We start from the raw sequence: 14,972 nt of genomic DNA on the forward strand, positions 1-14,972 counted from the left end.
GGCACAGCGGGAGGGGCGTGCGCTCCTGGCGGCTGAGAGGGGTTTGTTCGTGCATGCTTTCCCACACAGCACCACATCGACGCCGACGGCGCTCGCGGTTCCACCACAACTCGCCCTGCCGTTGATCGAGGCCGAGTTTCCCCGGCAACTGCACCCGTATTGGCCGCGGCTCCAGGAGATGACCCGCCTCTGGCTCCTCGAAAAGCGGCTGATGTCGGCGGACAAGGTGCAGGAATATGCCGACGGTCTTTGCTACACCGACCTCATGGCCGGGTACTACCTGGGCGCCCCCGAGGAGGTGATCCAGGCGATATGCGACTACAGCGCCTGGTTCTTCGTCTGGGACGACCGGCACGACCGTGACGTCGTGCACGGCCGGACCGGGGACTGGCGGCGGCTGCGGTTCCGGCTGCACGCGGCCCTCGACGCCCCCCTGCACCATCTGCGCCACCCGGACACCGTGGTCGCCGGGTTCGCGGACAGCGTCGCGCGGCTGTACTCGTTCCTGCCGCAGACCTGGAACCAGCGCTTCGCCCGGCACTTCCACGCGGTGATCGAGGCGTACGACCGCGAGTTCCGCAACCGCACCAAGGGATATGTTCCCGGGGTCGAGGAGTACCTCGCCCTGCGGCGCCTCACCTTCGCGCACTGGATATGGACGGATCTGCTGGAGCCGAGCGCCGGGACCGAACTCCCGGACGCGGTACGGAAACACCCGGCATACCGCCGTCCGGCGCTGCTCAGCCAGGAATTCGCCGCCTGGTACAACGACCTCTGCTCACTGCCCAAGGAAATAGCGGGGGCCGAGGTCCACAATCTCGGGATCAGTCTCGTCACCCACGAGGGAATGAGTCTGGAACAAGCGGTCGAAGAAGTCAGGCGACGCGTCGAGGAATGCATTCGTGAATTCCTGGTCGCCGAGCGGGACGCTCTTCGGCTCGCCGAGCAACTCGACGACGGCACCGTACGAGGAAAGGAAACCGGTGCCGCGGTCCTGGCCTGTGTCGCCAATATGCGGAACTGGTTCAGTTCCGTCTACTGGTTCCACCACGAATCCGGCCGTTACATGGTCGACAGCTGGGACGACCGGTCCACGCCCCCGTACGTCAACAACGAAGCGGCAGGTGAGAAATGACCGTCGAGTCCGTGAAGCCCGCGACCGCCGAGGCTTCCGTACCGAGTGCACCGAGCGAACTGCGTGAACCGCCCCTCGCCGGGGGCGGTGTGCCGATACTCGGCCACGGCTGGAAGCTGGTCCGCGACCCGCTGGCCTTCATGTCCCGGCTGCGCGAGCACGGCGACATGGTGCGCCTGCGCCTCGGCCCCAAGGAGGTGTACGCCGTCACCGCGCCGGAGCTCACCGGCGCCCTCGCCCTGAGCCCCGACTTCCTCATCGCGGGCCCGCTCTGGGAGTCCCTGGAGGGACTGCTCGGCAAGGAGGGCGTGGCCACCGCCAACGGCCCCCGCCACCGGCGCCAGCGCCGCACGATCCAGCCCGCGTTCAACCTCTCCGCGATCCCCGGCTACGGGCCGATCATGGAGGAGGAGGCGCACGCGCTGACCGAGCGCTGGCAGCCCGGCGCCACCGTCGACTGCACCTCGGAGTCCTTCCGGGTCGCCGTCCGGATCGCCGCCCGCTGCCTGCTGCGCGGCGAGTACATGGACGAGCGCGCGGAGCGGCTGAGTGTCGACCTCGCGAGCGTCTTCCGCGGTATGTACCGCAGGATGGTCGTACCACTCGGCCCGCTGTACCGGCTGCCGTTGCCCGCCAACCGTGAATTCAACCGGGCGCTGGCCGATCTGCATCTCCTGGTCGACGAGATCGTCGCCGAGCGCCGGGCATCTGGTCAAAAGCCGGACGATTTGCTGACGGCATTGCTCGCGGCGAAGGACGAGAATGGCGAGCCCATCGGGGAACAGGAGATCCACGACCAGGTCGTCGCGATACTCACCCCCGGCAGCGAAACTGTCGCGTCCACGATCATGTGGCTGCTCCAGGTGCTCGCCGAACACCCGGAACACGCGGAGAAGGTACGGACCGAGGTCCAATCCGTGACGGGCGGTCAGCCGGTTGGTTTTGAGCATGTTCGCCGGCTGACGCACACCAACAATGTCGTCGTCGAGGCGATGCGTTTGCGGCCCGCCGTATGGATATTGACGCGGCGCGCCAAGACCGACACCGAGCTCGGCGGCTATCGCATTCCGGCGGGGGCCGACATCGTCTACAGCCCCTACGCCGTCCAGCGGGACGCCCGCTCGTACCCCGGGCACCTCGACTTCGACCCGGACCGCTGGCTGCCGGAGCGGGCCAAGGACGTGCCCAAGTACGCGATGAGCCCCTTCAGCGTCGGCAACCGCAAGTGCCCCAGCGACCACTTCTCCATGACCCAGCTGAGCCTGATCACCGCGGCGTTGTGTGCCAGGTACCGCTTCGAACAGGTCCCCGGGTCGGACGACGCGACCCGGGTGGGTATCACCCTGCGCCCCCAGCGCCTGCTGCTGACGCCCGTGCCCTGGTGACGGCCCGATCGGCGGGCACCTCCTGATACCGGCGCGCGCTCAGGCGGCCCACCCGGCCCCCGGACGCGCGCCGGTAGGCGTTCAGGCGGCCGCCTCCGGTCCCCGGAACGCGCGCCGGTAGGCGTTCGGTGTGGTGCCCAGCTCCTTCATGAACTGATGCCGCAGCGCGGCCGCCGTGCCGAAGCCGGTGCGGGACGCGATGGCGTCCATGGTCTCGTCCGTCCTCTCCAGCAACTCCTGTGCCAGCAGCACCCGTTGCCGCAGGATCCAGCGGTACGGCGTGGTGCCCGTCTCCTGCTGGAAGCGGCGGGCGAAGGTGCGCGGGGCCATCAGGGCGCGGGTGGCGAGCTGTTCGACGGTGACCTCCTGGTCGAGATGTTCCGTCATCCAGGCCAGCACCTCGCCGACCGTGTCGCAGGGGCCGTCCGGCAGCGGGCGTTCGATGTACTGGGCCTGGCCGCCGTCCCGGTGCGGGGGCACCACCATCCGCCGGGCGATCTTCTTGGCCACCTCGGGGCCCTGTTCCTTGCGGACCAGGTGCAGACAGGCGTCGATACCGGCGGAGGTGCCCGCCGAGGTGATCACCGGGTCCTCGTCGACGTACAGCACGTCCGGCTCGACCCGGGTCCGCGGGAAGCGGCGGGCCAGCAGGTCCGCGTGGCGCCAGTGCACGGCGCACCGGCGCCCGTCCAGCAGCCCGGCGGCGCCCAGCACGAACACGCCGGAGCACACGCTGAGCACCCGGGCGCCCCGGTCCACCGCCCGGCGCAGCGCGTCGAGCAGCTCGGGCGGATAGTCCCGGGCGACGTTGGTGTCGGAGGCCGGGACCGCGATCAGATCGGCCTCCTCGAGGCGGTCGAGGCCGTACGGCGTGGAGATGGTGAGGCCCGGCACATGGGTGCCGAGCGCCGGCCCCTCCGCCGAGACCACCGCGAAGTCGTACACCGGCAGCCCCTCGTCGGAGCGGTCGAGGCCGAAGACCTCGCAGACCACTCCGAGCTCGAAGGGGTGCACGCCGTCGAGCAGTACTGCCGCCACGTTCTTCAGCATGCTGCCAGTGTGCCTCGCCGCTGGCAGTAATTCGAGGGTGCATGGCAGTGCTGCCACTCACGGTAAGGAGCATCCGGCGCCACAGTGGTGTCCATGAACGGAAACCAGATCGAAGGTCTCATCGGAATGGTCCTGGTCCTCGGCATCCTGGTCCTCATGGCCCTCCCGTCCGTGCTCGGCGTCCTGCGCGACCGGCGCATGGACCGGCAGATCAGGGTGGCGCGGCGGATCAGGGACGCCGCACACCGGGGAAAGTCCCTGATCGCATAGCCTCTCCTGACAAGCGCACGACAAGGGGAGGAACATGAGAGGCGGAACAGCCTGGGCCGCGGCCTGCGGGGCGGCGGCCCTGGTGCTGACGACGGCGACCGGAGCGCACGCGGAGGGGCGGGGCGACATCAGGGTCGTGAAGACCGTCGTCAACGGCGGCGGCAACGTCATCGTCGGTACGTCGAAGACGATCAAGTACCCGATCGACATCACCGTCAAGGACAACTCGGGGGTGAAGGGGCTCACGCACGTCAGCACCTTCAACAAGACGAGCGCCTACACCTTCGCGACCTGGAACGACGACTCGTCCTGCACCAAGAAGAGCGCGACCACCTCGGTGTGCCGGGCCACGATGACCATCGACCCCGCCTGGATCGCCGACAGCGACGACATCGACAGCAACAGGGTCGCCGGCGTCTGGCAGGTCAACGCCACCGTCAAGGCGAACGACGGCGACTACTGGATCTCCGACGACATCGCGGACTACAAGGTCAAGCGGGCCGCCCGGCTCACCACGGTGATCGCACCCGAGAAGGTCGCCAAGGGCGCCGCGGTGACCGTCACCGGCAAGCTGTCGCGGGCCAACTGGGAGGACCTCAAGTACCACGGGTTCACCGGGCAGCAGGTCAGGCTCCAGTTCAGGAAGAGCGGCGCCGCCCACTACAGCACGGTCAGGACCGTGACCACGGGCGACGCCGGAAAGCTGAGCACCAGGGTGACCGTCACCTCGGCGGGCAGCTGGCGCTGGTACTTCCCCGGCACGACCACCACCTCGCGGAAGGTGTCGGCCGGGGACGCACTCGGCCTGAAGTAGCCGGAAACCGGCGGCTCAGAAGTCCTCGTCCAGGTCGACGGTGCCCTCCACCGCGACCTGGTACGCGGACGGACGCCGCTCGAAGAAGTTCGTCAGCTCCTGGACGCCCTGCAACTCCATGAAGGAGAACGGGTTCTCCGAGCCGTACACCGGGGCGAAGCCGAGCCGGCCGAGCCGCTGGTCGGCGACGCACTCCAGGTACTGGCGCATCGAGTCGGTGTTCATGCCCGGCAGACCGTCACCGCACAGATCGCGGGCGAACTGCAGCTCCGCCTCGACGGCCTCCCGCAGCATGTCGGTGACCTGCTGCCGGAGCTCGTCGTCGAACAGCTCCGGCTCCTCCTTGCGGACCGTGTCGACGACGTCGAACGCGAAGCTCATGTGCATTGTCTCGTCGCGGAACACCCAGTTGGTGCCCGTGGCGAGACCGTGCAGCAGACCCCGGCTGCGCAGCCAGTAGACGTACGCGAAGGCGCCGTAGAAGAACAGGCCCTCGATGCACGCGGCGAAGCAGATCAGGTTGAGCAGGAAGCGGCGGCGGTCGGCCTGGGACTCCAGGCGGTCCAGGTTCTCCACCGAGTCCATCCACTTGAAGCAGAACTCGGCCTTCTCGCGGATGGAGGGGATGTTCTCCACGGCGGCGAACGCGGCGGCGCGGTCGTCCGGGTCGGGGAGGTAGGTGTCCAGGAGCGTCAGATAGAACTGGACGTGCACGGCCTCCTCGAAGAGCTGGCGGCTCAGGTACAGCCGCGCCTCCGGGGAGTTGATGTGCTTGTACAGGGTGAGCACCAGGTTGTTCGCCACGATCGAGTCGCCGGTGGCGAAGAAGGCGACCAGCCGTCCGATCAGGTGCTGCTCGGCCGGGGTCAGCTTCGCGAGGTCGGCGACGTCCGAGTGAAGGTCGACCTCCTCCACGGTCCAGGTGTTCTTGATGGCGTCCCGGTAGCGCTCGTAGAAGTCCGGGTAGCGCATGGGGCGCAGAGTCAGCTCGAAGCCGGGGTCGAGCAGGTTCTGGTTACTGGGCATTACTGGCAGGCCTCGCAGGACTCGGGGTTCTCAAGGGAGCAGGCGACGGCGTCTTCGGCGGCCGTCTGCTGGACGGGGACGGGGACGGGGACGGTGGCCTGGGCCTGCGCGGCCCGGGCGATCCGGGTCGCCGGGCGCGAACGAAGGTAGTACGTCGTCTTCAGGCCCGACTTCCAGGCGTACGCGTACATCGAGGAGAGCTTGCCGATGGTCGGCGTCTCCAGGAACAGGTTCAGGGACTGCGCCTGGTCCAGGTACGGGGTGCGGGCCGCGGCCATGTCGATCAGGCCGCGCTGCGGGATCTCCCACGCCGTGCGGTACAGCCGCCGTACGTCCTCCGGGATCCACACGAAGTCCTGCACCGAGCCGTTCGCCTCGCGCAGCGCCTCACGGGTACGGGCGTCCCAGACGCCGAGGCTCTTCAGCTCCTCCACCAGGTACGAGTTGACCTGGAGGAACTCACCGGAGAGCGTCTCGCGCTTGAACAGGTTGGAGACCTGCGGCTCGATGCACTCGTACACGCCCGCGATCGAGGCGATGGTGGCGGTGGGCGCGATGGCGAGCAGCAGGCTGTTGCGCAGACCGGTGCCCGCGATCCGCGTGCGCAGGGCCGCCCAGCGCTCCGGCCAGGTGAACTCGACACCGTAGTGGTCGGGGTGCAGCACGCCCTGTGCGGTACGGGTCTTCTCCCAGGCCGGCAGCGGGCCGCCGCGCTCGGCGAGGTCGGCGGAGGCCTCGTACGCGGCGAGCATGATCCGCTCGGCGATCCGGGTGGAGAGCGCCTTGGCCTCGGGGGAGTCGAAGGGCAGCCGCAGCTTGAAGAAGACGTCCTGGAGGCCCATCGCACCGAGGCCGACGGGACGCCACTTGGCGTTCGAACGGCCCGCCTGCTCGGTCGGGTAGAAGTTGATGTCGACGACCCGGTCGAGGAAGGTGACCGCGGTGCGGACCGTCTCGTCGAGCCGCTCCCAGTCGATGTCACCGGTCGCCGTGTCGACGAACGCGCCGAGGTTGACCGAGCCGAGGTTGCAGACCGCCGTCTCGCCGTCGTCCGTGACCTCCAGGATCTCCGTGCAGAGGTTGGAGGAGTGGACGACATGGCCGGGGACGGCCGTCTGGTTCGCGGTGCGGTTGGCCGCGTCCTTGAAGGTCATCCAGCCGTTGCCGGTCTGTGCGAGGGTCCGCATCATCCGGCCGTACAGGTCGCGGGCCGGGATGGTCTTGCGGGCGAGCCCGTCGGCCTCGGCCCTGCGGTAGGCCGCGTCGAACTCCGCGCCCCACAGGTCCACCAGCTCCGGCACGTCGGAGGGGGAGAACAGCGACCACGGCTCGTCGGCGTTCACCCGGCGCATGAACTCGTCCGGGATCCAGTGCGCGAGGTTCAGGTTGTGCGTACGGCGGGCGTCCTCACCCGTGTTGTCGCGCAGCTCCAGGAACTCCTCGATGTCGGAGTGCCAGGTCTCCAGGTAGACCGCGGCCGCGCCCTTGCGCCGGCCGCCCTGGTTCACCGCGGCGACCGAGGCGTCCAGGGTCTTCAGGAACGGCACGATGCCGTTGGAGTGCCCGTTGGTGCCGCGGATCAGCGAACCCCGGGAGCGGATCCGGGAGTACGACAGCCCGATGCCGCCGGCGTGCTTCGAGAGGCGGGCCACCTGGTGGTAGCGGTCGTAGATCGAGTCCAGCTCGTCCATCGGGGAGTCGAGGAGGTAGCAGGACGACATCTGGGGGTGCCGGGTGCCGGAGTTGAAGAGGGTGGGGGAGGAGGGGAGGTAGTCGAGGCGGCTCATCAGGCGGTAGAGCGCGGCGACTTCGTCCAGCGCGCGCGTGGTGTCGTCCTCCGCGAGCCCGGCCGCGACCCGGAGCATGAAGTGCTGGGGGGTCTCGATCACGCGCCGGGTGATCGGGTGCCGGAGCAGGTAGCGGCTGTGGAGCGTGCGCAGGCCGAAGTAGCCGAAGCGGTCGTCGGCGGCCGGGTCGACCAGGGCGTCGAGGCGGGCCGCGTGGACCCGGGCGAACTCGGCGGTGCGGTCGGCGATGAGGCCCTCGCGGTGGCCGACGGCGACCGACTCCGTGAAGGATGTCACGCCCTGCGAGGCGGCCTCGGCGCGGACGGAGATCATGAGCAGGCGAGCGGCCAGCCGCGAGTAGGCGGGGTCCTCGGAGATCAGACCGGCGGCGGCCTCCGTGGCCAGCTCGCGCAACTCCACGATCATTTCGGCGGAGGCCTCACGCGAGGACCGGCCGCGCAGCGCGGCGGCGGCGACCCGGCCGGGGTCGGCGTCGGGGATGTCGGCGGTCAGCTCGGTCAGGATCCGCAGCAGGGCCGTTCCGGGACCGTCGGTCTCCGGCACGGTCGTGGTCGCTGAAGCCGGTTCGGCTGGCGCGATGGTCACGTGGGGCTCTCCCTCGCTCGGCACGGGGCCTGGCGGAGGGCAGCGGGCAGCGCGAGCGCGCGGGGCGCGCGTCGAGACCCTGGCCCACTCCACGAGGCCCGGACGTCAGAACACCCGGGCCGGATTGGCCGGGTGTGCTGTCGACAGGTCCTCGGACTGACTCTCGTGCACAGATGTGCGCAAGTACACCGTTGCGGGACAGTTCCGGATTCGCACCGGATTCCCCTGTGGTGACAGCGAGCATGAGCATACATCTAGTGCCGGGTCGTCGTGTCACCCCCAGATGTTGTGTCGCGGAGGTGTCGGAGCGTCAGGTGATCTGTACGGTGAGATACGAGGAGCGGGCCGCCGAGGGGGTGCTCTCGGTGGCCCGCTGCGGGTTGTGTGGGGCTGGTCGCGCCCACGCGGCGGAGCCGCACATCGATACAGCCCCGCGCCCCTATGGGGCGCGTTCTAGTGGGCGCTTCCTGCGACGGCCGGGGGGAGTTCGGTTTGTACGGCGGGGTCGCCCGCGTCGGCCGAGTAGTCCTGGGGCTGGGTCTCGTCGATGCCCTCGGGGGCCTTGAGGGCCTTGAGGGCGAAGGTGAGGACCACGGTGACCACCACGTTCATCACGAACGCCGTGAGGCCGATGTAGCCGATCTCGCCGATGCCGGGGATCTCCTTGGCGCTGCCGCCGAAGTGCTTCTGGGTGGGGGAGGCGACGCCGTAGGCCGCGACCGTGCCGTAGACCATGCCGACCGCCCAGCCCGCGAGCAGGGCCCAGCGGTGGAACCAGCGGGTGAACAGGCCGCCGACCAGGGCCGGGAAGGTCTGCAGGATCCAGATGCCGCCCAGGAGCTGGAAGTTGATGGCGACCGTCTTGTCCATGGTGAGGACGAAGACCAGCGCGCCGACCTTCACCAGCAGCGAGACGATCTTGGAGACCTGGGCCTCCTGCTTCGGCGTGGCGTCCGGCTTGATGAAGTCCCGGTAGATGTTGCGGGTGAAGAGGTTCGCGGCCGCGATGGACATGATGGCCGCGGGGACCAGGGCGCCGATGCCGATCGCCGCGAAGGCCACGCCCGCGAACCAGTCCGGGAACATGTTCTCGAACAGCTGGGGGATCGCCAACTGGCCGTTGGTGACCTTGACTCCGGCCGCGATGGCCATGAAGCCCAGCAGGGCGAGCAGGCCGAGCATCAGCGAGTACAGCGGCAGGATCGTGGTGTTGCGGCGGATCACGTCACGGCTCCGGGAGGAGAGCGTCGCGGTGATCGAGTGCGGGTACATGAACAGGGCGAGCGCGGAGCCCAACGCCAGCGTGGCGTACGTCCATTGGCCCGCCTCGGCCGGTGCCAGCGCGCCGCGCGGTTTGCCGGTCGCCGGGTTGGTCTGGGCGAACGCCTGGCCCGCCTTGGCGAAGATGTCGTCGAACCCGCCCAGCTTGATCGGGATGTAGATGATCGCCACCGCGATGACGAGGTAGATCAGCCCGTCCTTCACGAACGCGATCAGGGCGGGGGCGCGGAGGCCGGAGGAGTAGGTGTAGGCCGCGAGGACACCGAAGGCGATCAGCAACGGCAGGTCCTTCACGAACCAGTTGGTGCCGTCGCTGCCGCCGACGCCCATCACGTCGAGGACCGCCTGGATGCCCACGAGCTGCAGCGCGATGTAGGGCATCGTTGCCAGGATGCCGGTCAGGGCGACCGCCAGCGAGAGCCCCTTGGAGCCGAAGCGGCCGCGTACGAAGTCCGAGGTCGTCACATAGCCGTGCTTGTGGGAGACCGACCACAGCCGGGGCAGGAACGTGAAGATCAGCGGGTAGACCAGGATCGTGTACGGCACCGCGAAGAAGCCGGCCGCGCCCGCCGCGTAGATCGCCGCCGGTACGGCGACGAAGGTGTACGCCGTGTAGAGGTCGCCGCCGAGCAGGAACCAGGTGACCCAGGTGCCGAACGACCGGCCGCCCAGGCCCCATTCGTCGAGGGAGTGCTCGTTCTCGGCCTTGCGCCAGCGCGCGGCCAGGAAGCCCATGACCGTGACGGCCAGGAAGAAGAAAATGAAGACGCCGAGCGCGACGCCGTTCACACCGTCCTTCACTGCTGCGCACCCCCGCTCGTGCTCGCGGCCTTTCGGGCGCGCTGGTCACGCTGCCACAGCTGGTACGCGGTCATGGTGAGCGCGGTGGAGATCAGCACCCACAGCATCTGGTACCAGTAGAAGAACGGGATCCCGATGAACTCCGGGTCCGTCTTGGCGTACGAGCCCACCCACAGCATCGCCACGAAGGGCGCGACGAGGCAGACGGCGATGATCACGCGCACCGGTGTCACCACCGGGTGTCTCGTTTCCGGTACTTCCGACATTCAGCGGCTCCGTCCCCTGACCGTTCGCCTGTGTAATGCGCAGGCAATCTAGGTCACGGCGTCAGGGGAGCGGAAGACGCTGTCCGCGTATCGGTATGTCGATTCCGTGAAGGGTGGTCCGGGGCCGGTCCTGGCGGCCGGTCCCGGCGGTCAGTCCTGCGGGCGCTTGAGGCGGGCCACGAACTTGTAGCGGTCGCCGCGGTACACCGAGCGCACCCACTCCACCGGCTGGCCCTCGCGGTCCAGGGAGTGCCGGGAGAGCATCAGCATCGGCAGGCCCACGTCGGTACCGAGCAGGCCGGCCTCGCGCGGGGTGGCCAGCGAGGTCTCGATGGTCTCCTCGGCCTCGGCGAGATGGACGTCGTACACCTCGGCGAGGGCGGTGTAGAGGGAGGTGTACTTGACCAGGGAGCGGCGCAGCGCCGGGAAGCGCTTCGCGCTCAGGTGCGTGGTCTCGATGGCCATGGGCTCGCCGTTGGCCATGCGCAGCCGCTCGATGCGCAGCACCCGGCCACCGGCACTTATGTCGAGCAGTCCGGCGAGCCGGTCGTCGGCGGTGATGTAGCCGATGTCCAGCAGCTGCGAGGTCGGCTCCAGGCCCTGGGCGCGCATGTCCTCGGTGTACGAGGTCAGCTGGAGCGCCTGGGAGACCTTCGGCTTGGCGACGAAGGTGCCCTTGCCCTGGATGCGCTCGAGGCGGCCCTCGACGACGAGTTCCTGGAGGGCCTGGCGGACGGTGGTGCGGGAGGTGTCGAACTCGGCGGCCAGCGTGCGCTCGGGCGGCACCGGGGTGCCGGGCGCCTGGGTCTCCGTCATCTCCAGCAGATGCTTCTTCAGGCGGTAGTACTTGGGCACGCGCGCGGTACGGACGGCTGTCCCGCTCTCGTTCTCCGCACTGCTGACGTCGGTGCTCATGCTCCGCCTTCCCGGCTCTTGATCCGGCCATCTCGTGGCACGGCAGCGTACCGGGATTTCCCCTGCACGCTGCGTGATCCCCTTTGTATACCGCCGCAGGGCCTTTTGGTCTAGTCCACCAGTCGAGTGGTCTACCGGAATTGTCTCCTCCGTGGCTCGGGTTTTCGAGGGGTTCTTACTTAAAGGTTCCTGCATATGTAGGTCGCATAACGGCTGGTCGGAGCCTATTCGGCCACCCTTGACAGGCCTGGTGGTCTGGGCCAAGCTTCCGGCACTGGTCTACACCATTGGTCCAGGTCCCGGCCCAACGCTCGTGCGGGGAGGCAGGGGGGTTTGTGGCATCCCTGAGGAGGGTGGCGTGAAGCGCAAGCTGATAGCCGCGATTGGTATCGCGGGCATGGTCTTCTCCGTCGCGGCGTGTGGCAATGACAAGGACGGCGGCGACTCGAGCAAGGGCACGGACGCCAAGGAGCTGACCGTCTGGCTCACGGTGGACGCCCAGAACAACTGGCCCGACCTGGTGAAGGCCGCCGACGCGGCCGTGCAGAAGAAGCACCCCGGCATCAAGATCAAGCACGAGTACTACGGCTGGCCGGACAAGAACACCAAGCTGGACGCCGTCCTCGCCACGGACAAGGCCCCCGACGTGGTCGAGATGGGCAACACGGAGATGCTCGGCTACATGGTCAAGGGCGCCTTCGCCCCTGTCGACACCTCCCAGTTCACCAACTCCGACCAGTGGCTCGACGGCCTCAAGGCCTCGGTGACCTACGACGGCAAGACCTACGGCGTGCCGTACTACGCCGGTGGCCGCGTCGCCAACTGGCGCAAGGACATCGCCGCCTCGGCCGGCATCAAGACCACGCCGAAGACCTACACCGAGCTGACCGCCGACCTGGACAAGATCCAGAAGAAGGAAGGCGACAAGTTCAGCGCCTGGTACCAGCCCACCCGTGACTGGTACGCGGCCATGTCCTTCGTCTACGACGCCGGCGGCTCCATCGCCGTCGACTCCGGCGGCCAGTGGAAGGGCAACCTCTCCTCGCCCGAGTCCATCAAGGGCCTCAACGAGTTCAAGACCGTCATCGACAAGTACATGCACGGTGACAAGACCAAGGACGAGTCCGACCGGTACATCGTCTACGGCCAGGGCAAGTCCGCCATGATCTTCGGTGCCGCCTGGGAGGGCGCGACCGCGGCCGACCCGAAGAACGACAAGACCGGCGGCAAGCTGAAGGACAACCTCGTCAACTTCGTGATGCCCGGCCCGTCCGGCAAGAACATGCCGGTCTTCCTCGGCGGTTCCGACCTCGCCATCCCGGTGAAGTCCAAGGCGCAGGGCGTCGCCGCCGAGTGGATCAACGCGTTCACCGGCCCCTCCGGCCAGAAGGGTCTGATGGCCAAGGGCAACCTGCCGAACAACAAGACCGACCTCGCCACGCTGAAGAGCGACCCGGCGACGGCGGTCCCGGCCACCGCGGCCGAGTCCAACTGGTTCGTCCCGATGGCGCCGGGCTGGGGTCAGGTCGAGAAGGCCCAGGTCCTGCAGACGATGCTGCAGAACATCGGTACCGGCAAGCAGACGGTGGAGGCCGCCGCCAAGACCGCGGACGCCGCGATCGACAAGGTCATCAACACCAAGTAGTCGGACAGCGGCCGGGCCTGGGTCACGGGGGGCAGGTCCGGCCGGTGGGTGATCTCAGGAAGTGCCGCGACGGGTCGGTGGGTTGGTGCCGGTTCGTCGTGGCTGGTCGCGCAGTTCCCGCGCCCCTGAAGGGGCGCGTTGCTGCGGGCCTCTCTTCATCTGCTTAGGAGCGCGCGATGAGTGCCGTCGATACGACCACACCCGCCAAGGTGCCGGCACCTCCACCGGAGTCCCAGCAAAGACCACGTGCCGACCGGCGCTCGGGCGGGCCCGCGGTGCCCTGGCTGCTGCTCGCGCCGTGCCTCGCGATTCTCGGGCTCGTGCTCGGTTATCCCCTGTACCGGCTGGTCGCCCTGTCCTTCCAGGAGTTCGGGCAGTCCCAGCTGTGGGGGTTCAAGCCGGCCGAGTGGGTCGGGTTCGGGAACTTCTCCAAGGTGCTGGGCGACACCGAGTTCTGGCAGGTCGTGCTGCGCACGATCATCTTCGCCGTCGGCTGCGTGGTCTTCACCATGGTCGTCGGCATGCTCATCGCCCTGCTGCTGCAGCGGGTCTCCGGCTGGGTGAAGACCCTGGTCAACATCGTGCTGGTGGCCAGCTGGGGCATGCCGGTCATCGTCGCCACCACGCTCTTCAAGTGGCTCTTCGACTCCGACTACGGCATCCTCAACGCCCTGCTCAGCAAGCTCCCCGGGGTCGACATGATCGGCCACAACTGGTTCGCCAGCGGACCGCAGGGCCTCGCCGTGATCATGCTCCTGGTGGTCTGGGGCGCCGTGCCCTTCGTGGTCATCACGCTCAGCGCCGGTCTCACCCAGGTCCCCAAGGAACTGGAGGAGGCCGCACGGCTCGACGGCGCGGGCGCCTGGGGCGTCTTCCGTTACGTCACGCTGCCCATCCTCAAGCCGATCGTCGTGATGCTCACGACCCTCTCGGTGATCTGGGACATGGGCGTCTTCCCGCAGGTCTTCGTGATGCGCGGCGGCCACCCCGAGCCCGAGTTCCAGCTGCTGACCACCTACTCCTACGACCGCGCCTTCGTGGTCAACGACTACGGACAGGGCTCCGCGATCGCCCTGCTCACCGTGCTCCTCCTGCTCGGTGTCGTCGCCGTGTACATGCGCCAGATGCTGAAGATCGGAGAGGTCGAATGAGCACCGTCGCCACCGCCCGCAAGGGGTCACGCTGGGGCTGGAACCTGCTCGGCCTCCTGGTCTTCGTCATTGCCGGCTTCCCCGTCTACTGGATGCTCAACACGGCGTTCAAGCCGGCCAAGGACGCCATCGACCCGGACCCGAGCCTGCTGCCGACCGGCATCACGCTCTCCAACTTCCGCCGCGCGCTGGCCATCGCCGACTTCTGGGGGCCGGTCGGCCGCAGCCTGATCGTCTCCCTGTCCGTCGTCGTGATCGGCATGGTGATCGGCCTGCTGGCCGCCCTCGCCATCTCCCGGTTCGCCTTCCGCGGCCGGAAGGTCGTGATCGTCGGCATCCTGGCGGTCCAGATGATCCCGCTGGTCGCCATGATCATCCCGGTCTTCCTGCTCCTCAACGACCTGGACCAGTACGACAAGCTCAGCGGCCTGATCATCACCTACCTGACCTTCATCCTCCCGTTCACGGTGTGGACCCTGCGCGGCTTCATCGTCAACATCCCGAAGGAGCTGGAGGAGGCCGCCATGGTCGACGGCTGTTCCCGCACCGGCGCCTTCGTCCGCGTGGTCTTCCCGCTGCTCGCCCCCGGCATGGTCGCCACCTCGGTCTACGCCTTCATCCAGGCCTGGAACGAGTACCTCTACGCCCTGATGCTGCTCAGCCAGGAGCACCAGACCGCGACCGTCTGGCTCGCCAACTTCAGCACCAAGAACGGCACCGAATACGCCCCGATGATGGCCGGCTCCACCATGATGGCCGTGCCGATCGTCGTCCTCTTCCTCCTCGTCCAGCGCAAGATGGCCGCGGGCCTGACCGCGGGCGCCGTGAAGGGATAACCCC

General features: G+C 68.3%; 13 protein-coding genes and 1 riboswitch. Of the genes, 7 read left to right on the plus strand and 6 right to left on the minus strand.

What is annotated here, in order from left to right; genetic code table 11:
• Positions 1-49: 49 nt before the first annotated feature.
• Positions 50-1,135: an epi-isozizaene synthase gene (cyc1, locus tag ACFZDK_RS04760; RefSeq protein ID WP_390969716.1), complete on the plus strand. Its 1,086-nt coding sequence runs from the start codon at positions 50-52 to the stop codon at positions 1,133-1,135.
• On the plus strand, positions 1,132-2,520 hold the full coding sequence (locus tag ACFZDK_RS04765; RefSeq protein ID WP_390969718.1) for a cytochrome P450: 1,389 nt from the start codon (positions 1,132-1,134) through the stop codon (positions 2,518-2,520). Before cyc1 ends, ACFZDK_RS04765 begins: the two co-directional genes overlap by 4 nt.
• Positions 2,521-2,601: 81 nt before the next feature.
• Here ACFZDK_RS04765 and ACFZDK_RS04770 read toward each other — a convergent pair whose 3' ends face one another.
• Positions 2,602-3,570: a helix-turn-helix domain-containing protein gene (locus tag ACFZDK_RS04770; RefSeq protein WP_390969720.1), complete on the minus strand. Its 969-nt coding sequence runs from the start codon at positions 3,568-3,570 to the stop codon at positions 2,602-2,604.
• Positions 3,571-3,663: 93 nt separating this feature from the next.
• Here ACFZDK_RS04770 and ACFZDK_RS04775 point away from each other — a divergent pair, with 93 nt between their 5' ends.
• Positions 3,664-3,840 (plus strand): hypothetical protein, encoded by a 177-nt coding sequence (locus ACFZDK_RS04775; protein WP_390969722.1) that lies wholly within the window; start codon positions 3,664-3,666, stop codon positions 3,838-3,840.
• A gap of 34 nt (positions 3,841-3,874) precedes the next feature.
• Positions 3,875-4,654 (plus strand): hypothetical protein, encoded by a 780-nt coding sequence (locus ACFZDK_RS04780; protein ID WP_390969724.1) that lies wholly within the window; start codon positions 3,875-3,877, stop codon positions 4,652-4,654.
• A gap of 15 nt (positions 4,655-4,669) precedes the next feature.
• On the opposite strand, the gene ACFZDK_RS04785 is transcribed toward ACFZDK_RS04780, so the two are convergent.
• From ACFZDK_RS04785 to ACFZDK_RS04805, 5 genes are all read right to left on the minus strand, one after another.
• Positions 4,670-5,680 (minus strand): ribonucleotide-diphosphate reductase subunit beta, encoded by a 1,011-nt coding sequence (locus tag ACFZDK_RS04785; RefSeq protein WP_390969726.1) that lies wholly within the window; start codon positions 5,678-5,680, stop codon positions 4,670-4,672.
• Positions 5,680-8,073 carry a ribonucleoside-diphosphate reductase subunit alpha gene (locus ACFZDK_RS04790; RefSeq protein WP_390969728.1) on the minus strand — a complete coding sequence of 798 codons (2,394 nt, stop codon included), beginning with the start codon at positions 8,071-8,073 and terminating at the stop codon, positions 5,680-5,682. The genes ACFZDK_RS04785 and ACFZDK_RS04790 overlap by 1 nt, the downstream gene beginning before the upstream one ends.
• A 124-nt stretch (positions 8,074-8,197) precedes the next feature.
• Positions 8,198-8,346: riboswitch (cobalamin riboswitch) on the minus strand.
• Positions 8,347-8,526: 180 nt separating this feature from the next.
• A complete protein-coding gene (gene mctP / locus ACFZDK_RS04795; RefSeq protein WP_390969730.1) occupies positions 8,527-10,155 on the minus strand; it encodes a monocarboxylate uptake permease MctP in 1,629 nt (542 codons plus the stop codon).
• Positions 10,152-10,421, minus strand: a complete 270-nt coding sequence (locus ACFZDK_RS04800; protein ID WP_390969731.1) for a DUF3311 domain-containing protein — start codon at positions 10,419-10,421, stop codon at positions 10,152-10,154. Before ACFZDK_RS04800 ends, mctP begins: the two co-directional genes overlap by 4 nt.
• A 150-nt stretch (positions 10,422-10,571) precedes the next feature.
• Entirely contained in the window at positions 10,572-11,336 is a 765-nt protein-coding gene (locus ACFZDK_RS04805; RefSeq protein ID WP_355715924.1) for a GntR family transcriptional regulator, read from the minus strand.
• Positions 11,337-11,694: 358 nt separating this feature from the next.
• On the opposite strand from ACFZDK_RS04805, the gene ACFZDK_RS04810 reads away from it, so the two are divergent.
• From ACFZDK_RS04810 to ACFZDK_RS04820, 3 genes are all read left to right on the plus strand, one after another.
• Positions 11,695-12,981 carry an extracellular solute-binding protein gene (locus ACFZDK_RS04810; RefSeq protein ID WP_390969733.1) on the plus strand — a complete coding sequence of 429 codons (1,287 nt, stop codon included), beginning with the start codon at positions 11,695-11,697 and terminating at the stop codon, positions 12,979-12,981.
• Positions 12,982-13,157: 176 nt separating this feature from the next.
• The gene (locus tag ACFZDK_RS04815) at positions 13,158-14,132 is read left to right on the plus strand and encodes an ABC transporter permease subunit (RefSeq protein WP_390969735.1); all 975 of its coding nucleotides are present in this window, start codon (positions 13,158-13,160) and stop codon (positions 14,130-14,132) included.
• Positions 14,129-14,968, plus strand: coding sequence for an ABC transporter permease subunit (locus tag ACFZDK_RS04820; protein ID WP_390969737.1), 840 nt, complete (start codon positions 14,129-14,131; stop codon positions 14,966-14,968). The genes ACFZDK_RS04815 and ACFZDK_RS04820 overlap by 4 nt, the downstream gene beginning before the upstream one ends.
• The last annotated feature ends 4 nt before the right edge of the window (positions 14,969-14,972 follow it).

The organism is Streptomyces sp. NPDC007901 (assembly GCF_042959465.1).
Classification (GTDB): domain Bacteria; phylum Actinomycetota; class Actinomycetes; order Streptomycetales; family Streptomycetaceae; genus Streptomyces.